Origin of the sequence: Aminobacter sp. LjRoot7, from assembly GCF_964252895.1 — a bacterium.
Lineage (GTDB): Bacteria > Pseudomonadota > Alphaproteobacteria > Rhizobiales > Rhizobiaceae > Aminobacter > Aminobacter aminovorans_B.
Map to the genome: position 1 here is coordinate 382323 of NZ_CAXUPX020000001.1, position 10376 is coordinate 392698.

The following is a 10376-nucleotide window of genomic DNA, read 5'->3' on the forward strand; positions in this document are numbered from 1 at the left end:
GCTCTCCTTCAGTCCTTCATCGATTGTTCGCGCAGCGCATCGGCAAGAAGGTTGAGGCCGAGCACGAAGGACATCAGCGCGATTGTCGGCGGCAATGCCGGGTGGATGAACGAGCGCAGCAGGCGGCTGGCGTCCTTGATCGCCGTACCCCAGTCCGGGCTTTCGGGCGCCAGGCCGAGGCCGAAATAGCCGAGCGTGCCGAGCAGGATGGTGGTGTAGCCGATACGCAGGCAGGCATCGACGATCAGCGGACCGCGCGCGTTTGGCAAGATCTCCCACAGCATGATGTACCACGGGCTCTCGCCGCGGGTCTGGGCGGCGGAGACGTAGTCGCGCGTCTTGATGTCCATGGTCAGGCCGCGGACGATGCGGAACACGCCCGGGCTGGAAGCGAAGACGACGGCGACGAAGATGTTGAGCTGGTTGGGGTCTATCGAGATGATGCCGAGCGGATCGGCGTTGAAGACCAGTCCGACATAGACCCAGCCGCCGAGCAGCAGGGTGAGCCCGAGCTGCAGGTAGATGCGTTCGGGTCGGCTCTTGAAGCGGGTGTAGAACAGCACCGAAAAGAAGATGATCGGGAACAGGAAGAACACGCCGGCCATGGCATAGGGGATCGGCGTGTCCATGATGCCCGGGGTGACCAGCAGGTAGAAGAGCAGGATCACCGGGAAGGCGAGCACCAGATTGGCGAGGAAGGACAGGAAGGAGTCGATTCGCCCACCGTAGTAGCCGGCCGGCAGGCCGAGCGTGATGCCTACCATCAGCGCGAAGGCGGTGGCCGCCGGTGCGATGATCAGCACGATCTGGCTGCCATAGACCATGCGCGAGAACACGTCGCGGGCGAGCTTGTCGCCGCCGAACAGATAGACCTGCTTCGATGCCGGCTCGATGGCGCCGGGCAGCGCGTCCTTCATGATCGGGATCTGGCTGAGCGGGTCGAAGGGCGCGACCTTGGCCGCGAAGATCGCTGTGAACAGCCAGAAGAAGCAGATGCCGACGCCGGCAATGCCGACGCCCGAGTCGAAGAGCTGGCCGTAGAGGCCAAGATGCTTGCGGAAGTTGAAGCTGGCGACCAGCACGATGGCCATGGCCAGCCACACCGGCCAGAAGCGGGCGAGCACGCCGAGGAAGACCTGGAAGGCGCCGATGAATTCGAGCTGCATGCGGCCGTCTCCCTACTGAACGCGGATGCGTGGATTGAGGTAGGCGTAGCCGACATCTGAGATCAGCTGGGTGATAAGCACGATGAAGACCGAGACCAGCGAGCAGCCGAGCAACAGGTCGATGTCGTTATTGCCGGCGGCTTCGACAAGCGTGTAGCCAAAGCCCTGGTAGCGGAACATCACCTCGACGATGACGACGCCGGTGAGCAGCCACGGGAACTGCAGCATGATGACGGTGAAGGGTGCGATCAGCGCGTTGCGCAACGCGTGCTTGACCACGACATTTCCGAAGGACAGGCCCTTGAGGCGCGCGGTGCGGATATATTGCTGGGTCATCACCTCGACCATCGAGGCGCGTGTCATGCGGGCGATGTAGCCGATGCCGTAGATGGCGAGCGTCATGACCGGCAGGGTGAAGTTGTAGAAGGTGATGCCCTGGCTGGCGGAGGCGGCCGAGCCGTTGAGCCAGCCGAGCCACGAGGCGAAGATGACGGTGAAGATGACGCCCGAGACATATTCAGGCGTCGCCGTCGTTGCGATCGAGGCAACCGACAATGTCCGGTCGGTGCGCGACCCTTCGCGCATGCCGGCGAGGATGCCGATCAGCAGCGATATCGGCACCATGGTGACGAGCACCCAGAACATCAGGATGCCGGTGGCGCCCAGGGCCGGGAAGAGCTTGGTTGCGACAGGTGTCTTGAACTTGGTCGAGCAGCCGAAATCGCCCTGCAGGATGCCGGAATAGGTCGGCTCCGCCGCCTCGTTGCAGAAGCGGAAGCGCGGCACCGCCTGGCCGGTGGCCGGGTCGATGTTGGGCTGCTTCTGAACGACGCCGAGCCACTGGCCGTAGCGGATGAAGAAGTTCTGGCGGTAGCCGTTGCGCTGCAGCCAGCTTTCGAGCTGATCAGACGTCGTGCGCATTTCGGTCTGGCTGATTGCCAGCTTCTTCAGGTTGGGCTCGAGATTGATGAGGAAGAACACCACGAGGGTCAGGCACAGCATGGTCAGTACCATGGTGCCGAGGCGGCGCGAGATGAAGGATAGCATTGGCGTCCCCTGCCTTTGTGGGTTTGGGGTCCGTGGCGATCAACCCGGTTGCGGAAGGCGGGAGGGGTGCAGGACACCCCTCCCCGAAATGCGGCCCAGGCTTAGGCCTGGTCGAGCCACACCTTGCCGTAATCGTGCTCGAAGGTCGGGTGCATGCCGCCGCCCTTCACCGCGGCGACCGAGTGGTTGTAGAGCTTGCGCCAGAACGGCTGGATGATGATGCCGGCATCCTGCAGTGTCTGCTCGATGTCCTTCATCATGTCCTTGCGCTTGGCGACGTCGGCGACGGCCAGTGCTGCGTTCAGCTTCTTGTCCCACTCAGGGTTCGACCAGGCGCTTTCGTTCCAGGCTTCGCCGGTGCGGTAGGCCAGCGCCAGAACCTGCACGCCGAGCGGGCGCATGTTCCAGTTGGTCATCGAGAACGGGTACTTGGTCCAGTCGTTCCAGAAGGTCGAACCGGGCAGAACGGTGCGCTTGACCTTGATGCCGGCATCGCGCAGCTGGGCGGCGATCGCGTCGCCGGTGTTCTTGTGCCAGTCCTCGTCGACGGTGATCAGCTCGTGCTCGAAGTCGGCCTGGCCGGCTTCCGCCATCAGCGCCTTGGCCGCTGCCGGATCGCGGGTCTGCTTGGGCAGCTCGAAGTATTCCGGATGGATCGGCGCAACGTGGTGGTTTTCGGCGACAGCGCCGGCATTGCCGTAGCCGAGCTGCAGCACGACCGCGTTGTCGACGGCCTTGTGCAGCGCCTGACGCACCTTCTGGTCGTCATAGGGCTTGTTGGCGACGTTGGTGCGGGCAACGATGGTGGCTGCGGTCACGACTTCCGACTTGACCAGGCCGAGGCCGTCAAGGATCGAGACATAGTCGGCCGAGGTTTCGAAGTTGGTGTGCACTTCGTTGGCCTCGAAGGCGCTGACCATGGCGGCCGGGTCGGTGCCGTAGTCGATCAGCTCGACGCCGTCGAGATAGACCTCGCCGTTCCACCACTTGTTGTCTTCGCGGCGCTTGTAGACCACCTTCGAGCCGACATCGTAGGAGACGAGCTCGAACGGACCGGTGCCGATCGGGCAGGCTTTGAAGTCGCCGCCCTTCTCGTCGAAGGTCTTGTGGACGATGAGGCCAGGATAGTCGCAGAGATTCGGGATGATCGAGATGTCGGAGGTGGTCAGCTTGAGCTTGACCGTCATGTCGTCGACCTTCTCGACCGAGCCTTCGCGCAGCTTGCCGGACTTCTCGTCGACCAGCGTGCCGAGGCGGCCGGGCATCGAATTGCCTTCAGCGCTCTTGTCGGCCCAGCGGGTGAAGTTGAAGATCACATCATCGGCGTTGAACGCATCGCCATTCGACCAGGTCACGCCCGGACGGACGTGCAGGACGTATTCGGTGGCGTCGTCGTTCACTTCCCAGCTGGCCAGCAGATAGGGTTCGAAGGTGTATTTGTCGGTGTACTTGACCAGCGGCTCGATCGCCTGGCGCTCGGCATTGGCGATCTCGGACCAGTCCGCCTTGCGCGGATCCTTGGGGTCCTTGATCCACTGCGCGACTTTCAGGATGCCGCCCTTCTTGGCTTCCTGCGCCTGGGCCTCGACGGGCATGGCGAGACCGATCATGCCATAAGCCATGGCTGCGGATGCGCCGAAGGTCGTTGCCATCGCGAGGAACTCGCGACGGTCCATCTTGCCGTCGACGACAGCATCGGCCAGTTCACGGATGTGGCCGGGAACAAGATCAGAGTTGCTCTTGTAGAATGTCATTTCCGTCTCCCATTGAAGCTGTAACGTTACCATTTCGCATCCGATTGCCGTTGTCAAAACGGTCGGACGTCATCGTTCCCATAGGTAAGTCTGCAATTTTGAAAGGAGAGCAGTTCGCGTGATAGCGACAGAGTTGGCGCAAAAATGGTAGTGCGTTGCGGATTCGTCGGAATCTTCGCCCCGAGCTAATATGCCCGAGTTCCGACAACCGACGGCAGTGCCACGACACTTCGCCTGATATGTCAGCGCAGAGGTTACCGCAGCGGCAGTCCGCTCAGTATTCCTTCTCGTAGAAGATGCCGCCCTTGGCCTCACCGGCGTCGGTGGCCTGGCCACGCAGCTTGACGCCACGGCCGACATTGAGGTCGATCGTGGCCTTGCCCGAGCCGGGCTGGTCGCCGGCTTCGATCGACAGATAGGTGCGGTCGTTCAGATACTTGCCGACGGCAACCGAGGTGTCGCCCTGCTCGTTGGTCTTGATGTCGAGATCGTCGACGCCGAGCGTGGCGCGCAGGCTCGACAGCAGCGACGTCGAGCCGCCGATGCCGGCCATCTGGGCGGCGGCGTCGGCGAGCTGGGCGATCTGCAGCGGCGACAGGTTGGACATCGAACGGCCGAAGATCAGCCGCGCCAGTACTTCGTCCTCAGGCAGCGCCGGCACCGAGGAGAAGGCGAATTTCGGATTGTTGGCTTCGCCCGTAATGCCGATGGTGACGGTGGCATCGCCGGCGGTCGTCTCGGCGGCGAAGTTGATCGTCGGCACCAACGAGCCGGAGAAGCCGACCGAGCCCGAGGTGAAGTTGAGCCGCTTGCCGAGGATGGAGAGACGGCCACGGCGCAGTGTGAACTCGCCTACGGCCTGCGGCGACGCAGACGAGCCCGACAGGCGCAGCGAACCGCCAAGCTCGGCGTCGAGGCCGCGGCCCTGGACGAAGATCTGGTTGGGCGCGTTGACGGTGACGTCGAGCATCAGCGCGCCGCTGCCGCCACTCGCCTTGGCAGGCGGACGCATCGCGTCCTGCTGGGCGACGACCGCCTTGGGCGCGTTCTTGTGCTTGACGTCGACGGCAGTCAGTGCGCCGGGGAACTTTTCCGGAATGCTGATGACGGTACGGGCCAGGTTGATGGTGCCCGACAGCACCGGCGCCGAAACCAGCGGGCCCTTGATGGCGATGTCGCCGCCAAGATTGGCGGTGACGACACGGCCATCGGTGTAGCGACCGTCGGTCAGCTTGATGGCGATGTCGGCCGGGAAGCCTTGCGCCGCATTGGTGCCGACAGTGCCGCTGGCGGTGAGCTGGCCGCCCGTCGAGAGCGCGCCAGTCAGGCGATTGATGCGGGCAACACCGGCGGCGATGCCGATGTCGAGATTGATGTCGTTGATAGCGATGCCCGACTGGGCGATCAAAAGCCGCGCACCGGAAGCGCGGATGCTGCCGCCGATGACGGGCGATGTGGCGGGACCGCGGACCTGGACATTGACGTCAGCCGTGCCGTTCAGGGCCATGCCCTGGGCGGCCAGCGTGCGACCGAGGAACTGGAACGGCACGGGCCCAGCGAAACTGAGGTCGAGCGCCACCGGCTTGGCAGTGGTGACGACACTGCCGCCGCCCTTGATCGCGAGGCCCGACCCTTCGCTGATCGTCGACTGGAAGGTGAGCTTGCCGCCGGCAAAAGTGCCGGTCGAACCGATGTTCATGGCGCCGAAGCCGGCGCCGGTGGTCTGCGCGGTCGCCGCACCCGCGACCTTGAGGTCGTAGCCGACGGTCGGATTGGCGGCAGCGCCCGAGACCTTGACCGTACCTGAGATCGAACCGGCAGCGCCAAGGCCCGGCGCGAAAGAATTGGCGAGCGAGGCCGGCACGTTGGCCAGCGTGGCGTTGAGGTTGAGCGCGGAGCCGGCGGTGCCGGAGACAGTCGCCGTGCCGCCGCCGAGATTGAGCGCGAGCTTGTCGAGGGTCGTCGAACCACCTGCGATCGAGACCGTCGTCGGCCGCGCAATGGCAGCCTTGATGCCGCGCATGACGGCTTCGCCCGAGGCGAGCTCGATTGTCGTGGTGCCGCCTGCCAGCTTCACGCGGCCGGCAGCCTTTGCCGGAATGTCGGCTACGGTGGCGCCGCCGGAGAAGCCGGTCCATTCGCCATCGCGCTTGAGATCGACATCGATGCCGGAAATGACCGTCTTGCCCGAGGTCACCGACTTGGCCTTGATCGTGCCCGAGATCGCCGGCGCCTTGAGGTAGTTGAGGATGTCGGCATTGATGGAAACGCCGTTGGCGGCGAGATCGCCACGCTTGAGCGAAGCGGTGCCCAGTTCGAGGCGCGCCTGCGGAACGTCGCCGGAGCGGGTGAAGTCGATCTTGCCGCGCAGGTCGCCTTCGGCCTTCTCGAGCGCCAGTGCTGCAAGCGGGCCGATATCGGGCATATCGATATTGACGGTGCCGAGCGGGGCGAAATCCTGGTCGAGGACCAGGTCGCCCGACAGCTTGTTTTCACCCAGCGACAGCGACAGGCCCTTGATCTCGCGCTTGCCGTCGGCGGTGGCAAGCACGGCGCTGCCCTGGAGCGGCTGGCCGGCGACGTTGCCCGAAAGCGCTACATTGGCGGCCGGATTGGCCGGATCGATCTTGCCTGAAGCCTTCAGGCTGAGCCCGGTGATTTCGCGCGCCGCCGCCTCGATACGGTCGCTTGTGACGGTCAGCGAAATGTCGGGCGCGGTTCGCGCGCCCTTGGCGGTCAGCGCGAAGTCGACCGCACCCTTAGCGTCCTTGGACAGCAATGAGATATCGGCGAAGGAACCCTTGAGATTGGCATCGACATCGGTGCCCTTGATCCGTGCCGTGCCGCTGGCGGTCAGCGCACCGGAGGTGAATTCAATCGCATTGGCAGCGAAGCTGCCTTCGGCGTCGCGGCTGGCGGTGGCCGAGAACTGCGTGCGCTCGGCGAGCGCGATGCGGACGCCTGATGGCAGCGCGCTGGAGGCGACGTCGGCCTTGACGCCGAGTTCGAGCGACATGTCGGCCAGGTTGAGCTTGGCGTTCAGCGAGCCGTTGAGCGCGTCGCTACGGATCGTACCCTCGTCGACGGCGACCTGGTCCTTGCTGATGGAGCCCGCCATGTCGACGGCGACACGGCCGGCGACCAGCGGTGCGAGCGTGGCGACGTCGGTCTTGAGTTCGGCGACGCCGAGCTTGATCGACAGCGGGCCGCTGCGGTTGGCGATGTCGAAGCCGTCGGAATGGGCGGAGGCGGCGATGTCGCGCAGTTCGGTGTTGCCAGCGATGACCGAGAGCAGCGAGGCGCTGAAATCGACTGCCGGCTCCTTGCCGTCGCCAAAGGCGCGCAGGCTCGCGGCGTTGATAGCGACAGTCACCGGCTGAGCGTCGCTGCCGAGGCTGAGCACGATCGGCCCCTCATTGGCCTTGACGTCGAGCGACAGGTCAGCAGCGCCTTCCGGATTGAGCGAGCCGGCGGCGGTGGCGGTCAGCGCGCTGCTGGCAACGGTGGCGCGCTCGATGTCGAGGCCGCCTGTCGTCGTCCGCGTGCCGGCGACGTCGAAGGTGGTGTTGCCGGCGAGCAGCGGCTTGAACGCGGCCGGCAGGAAATCCTCGAAGGCGCCTTCGCCCTTGGCCGAAATGACATTGCCATTGTCGGTCAGCTGGTGGGTGCCGGAAATGCGGGTGACGACCTTGCCGTCGACGGCGAAGGTGCCGTTGCCGCTCCAGTTGGCGGCTGGCCCCTCGCCCGCAACGACGAGTTCGACCGCCGGCTGGTTGGGCAGCTTGAGAATGTTGGCGATGATGCCGCCGGCGGGCTCAGAGGCACGGATGTTGAGCGCGATGCGGTTGTCGGCGGGCGCAAACGCGATGTCGGCGTCGACCACGCCCTGCTTGCCGTCGCTGCGCGAAACGTTGAGCTTGGTCTCAATGCCGAGCGGCGAGCGGTCGGCGCGCAGCATGCCCTTAGCGGCAAGCTCGGCGATGCCGCTGCCAGCAAGTGCTTCGCCGAGCGCGATCTCGGGCAGCTCGATCGCCTTGATGTCGACAGAAACAGGCAGCGACAGGCCGCCACTGCTGCTTTCCTTCTTCGTGCCGCCCTGCGGCAGGCGGGCAAGCTCGATGCGGTCGGCGGCGATCCTGTCGGCGCGGAAGGTGCGCGACAGAAGCGCCAGCGGCGACCAATCCACGGAGACACCGCGCAAGGCGAGCCAGGCACCCTGGGCGTCTTCGATCACCACGTTGTCGAGCCGGAGATTGCCCGACCAGATGCCATTGAGCCCGCTCAGCCTGATCTTCTGGTCGGGCGTCGAGGCGACGCTGGAGATCAGCCCGGCGAGGTTTTCGCGGCCCTTCGAGGTCAGCGTGAAGACGGCGGTGGCGCCGATGACGAAGGCCAGCACGACGAGAACCGCGATGCGGAGGATGCGCAGGATTTTCTTCAGCATAACCATCGCGGTCAGAACGCCTGGCCGACGCCGGCGTAGAAGCCATAGCTGGGGTCGCCCGGCCCCGGATTGAGCGGCACGGCGACATCGACGCGCAGCGGGCCGAACGGCGTGAGATAGCGGACGCCGATGCCGGCGCCGACCTTGACGGTGCCAAAATCGGGGAACTGCTTGGCGGAGACGGTGCCGGCGTCGATGAACGGCACGATGCCAATCTTGTCGTTGTAGTTGTAGCGAATCTCGACCGAAGTCTCGGCATAGGACAGGCCGCCCGTCGGTTTGCCGTTAATCTCCGGGCCGATGCCCTGATAGGAATAGCCGCGCACCGAGCCACCGCCGCCGGAATAGAAGCGCCGGTCGGCTGGCACGTCGTCGAGACCGGCGCCGAGGATCGAGCCCATGGCGACGCGGCCGGCGAGAACGAAGCGGTTCTGGTCGCCGAGGCCGTAATAGGCCGAACCCTCGCCCTTGAGCTTGACGAAGGCGTTGCCATTCAGCGCGTCATAGGTCGGCTCAACATAGGCGAGCGCGCGGAAGCCGCGCGTCGGGTTGAGCTTGTCGTCGCGGTTGTCGAAGGCATATTGCAGCGGCGTCGAGACCAGCAAATAGCGCTTGCCGTCAGGGTTGAGCGCGTCCTCGATGTCGGAATAGTCGACGGCGAGCGAGGCCGAGACGGTCTGCTGCGGATCCAGCGCGTAGGAAACGCCGGCATTGCCCTTGACCGAGAAGATGTCATAGGCGTCGGGATGCTCGAACGACGCCCTGAGATTGGCGAAGAACTTCGAGGCCGGCCCGATGACCCCGGGCTTCTCGAACATGATGGCGGCGTTGTAGTTGAGCCTGCTGAGTTCGGTGGTGTTGCTGATACCGGCGATCGAGCCGCTGATGCGCAACTTTTCGGCGCGGCCAAACAGGTTGCGGTGGCCCCAATAGCCTTCAATGCCAGCGCCTTCGGTGTTGGAATAGGCGGCACCAGCACCGAAATAGCGCATTTTGCGCTCGCTGACGCGGACATCCATCGGGATGTTGCCGGTCGGATCGAGCGCCAGCGCCTCGTTGATCGAGACAGAGCTGAACACTTCAAGCGCCAGGAGGCGGTTGCGCGCCTCCTCGATTTCCTTGGGCGAGTATTTCCGGCCGGGTTCAAGCCCGGTCATGTAGACGGTGAAGTCGCGATCGACGGCCTCGGTGCCTTCGACCGTCGTTGCGCCGTAACCGGCGATCGGGCCAGCGGCGACGTCGAGGGTAACGTCGAGCGTTGTCGTGGCATGATCGGCGACGATGGTGCGGCTGGTCACCTTGGCGAGCGGCCTGCCCTCTTCCTTGAGCGCACGAACGATGCCGGCCTCGGCCTTCAGGATGGCGTCGGAGGCGGCATTGCCACCAGCGATCAGGCCGAAATCGGCGCCCCTGATGTTGGCGGCGTCGCCCTTGAGCACGACATCGCCAAGCGTGAACATCGAGCCGGGCTGGACCGTGACGCTGACCGGGATCGGCTGCGGCCCGTCGAAGACGGCGTCGGGCGCAAGATCGTCGAGGTTCTTGCCGGCAATGGAAATGTTGACGACGCCGTCATAGTGCGCCTTGGAGAACAGTGCGGCGACGAGGCGCTCGCGGTCGTTGCGCGCCTTGGCGAGCAGGCCGAGCGAACCGGACACCGGCCGATCCTCCTCGCCCTTGAGCAGCGAGGCGTTTTCGATCGCTTCCTTGAGGTCGTCGTCAGTGGTGTCGACCTCGAAGGTGACGGCATAGTCGAGCGGATCGACGACGTCGGCGTCGTCGTCCTTCGACGAGCCCCACAGCTTGATTCCGAAGATTTCGAAAGCTGAGGCGCGCTGGGTTTCCACGGCCAGGATGCTTGTAGACAACAGCATTGCAACCGCCGCGCGCGGAAGCGCACGGGCGATCGTCGGGCTGTCGAATCCACGCAAACGCCGCACAAACATCAAGCCAAGGTAACTCCCA

The 10376-nt window shown here is 64.7% G+C and carries 5 protein-coding genes; all 5 read right to left on the minus strand.

The genetic code is table 11. The features are described from left to right. Nucleotides 1-8: 8 nt before the first annotated feature. Entirely contained in the window at nucleotides 9-1166 is a 1158-nt protein-coding gene (locus tag ACSQ3E_RS01920) for an ABC transporter permease (protein ID WP_310316977.1), read from the minus strand. A 12-nt stretch (nucleotides 1167-1178) separates the two neighbouring features. Next, nucleotides 1179-2213: an ABC transporter permease gene (locus ACSQ3E_RS01925; RefSeq protein WP_436121388.1), complete on the minus strand. Its 1035-nt coding sequence runs from the start codon at nucleotides 2211-2213 to the stop codon at nucleotides 1179-1181. 101 nt (nucleotides 2214-2314) lie between these two features. Next, nucleotides 2315-3967, minus strand: coding sequence for an ABC transporter substrate-binding protein (locus ACSQ3E_RS01930; RefSeq protein WP_310316971.1), 1653 nt, complete (start codon nucleotides 3965-3967; stop codon nucleotides 2315-2317). A 274-nt stretch (nucleotides 3968-4241) separates the two neighbouring features. Next, a complete protein-coding gene (locus tag ACSQ3E_RS01935) occupies nucleotides 4242-8411 on the minus strand; it encodes a translocation/assembly module TamB domain-containing protein (protein WP_436121389.1) in 4170 nt (1389 codons plus the stop codon). Nucleotides 8412-8422: 11 nt separating this feature from the next. Beyond that, nucleotides 8423-10285, minus strand: coding sequence for an autotransporter assembly complex protein TamA (locus ACSQ3E_RS01940; RefSeq protein WP_436121390.1), 1863 nt, complete (start codon nucleotides 10283-10285; stop codon nucleotides 8423-8425). Nucleotides 10286-10376 lie beyond the last annotated feature (91 nt).

Excerpts from the sequence above, each read along its gene's own strand:
- ACSQ3E_RS01935 (WP_436121389.1), bottom strand. The coding sequence starts at position 8,411 with ATGCTGAAGAAAATCCTGCGCATCCTCCGCATCGCGGTTCTCGTCGTG.
- ACSQ3E_RS01925 (WP_436121388.1), bottom strand. The coding sequence starts at position 2,213 with ATGCTATCCTTCATCTCGCGCCGCCTCGGCACCATGGTACTGACCATG.
- ACSQ3E_RS01920 (WP_310316977.1), bottom strand. The coding sequence starts at position 1,166 with ATGCAGCTCGAATTCATCGGCGCCTTCCAGGTCTTCCTCGGCGTGCTC.
- ACSQ3E_RS01930 (WP_310316971.1), bottom strand. The coding sequence starts at position 3,967 with ATGACATTCTACAAGAGCAACTCTGATCTTGTTCCCGGCCACATCCGT.
- ACSQ3E_RS01940 (WP_436121390.1), bottom strand. The coding sequence starts at position 10,285 with ATGCTGTTGTCTACAAGCATCCTGGCCGTGGAAACCCAGCGCGCCTCA.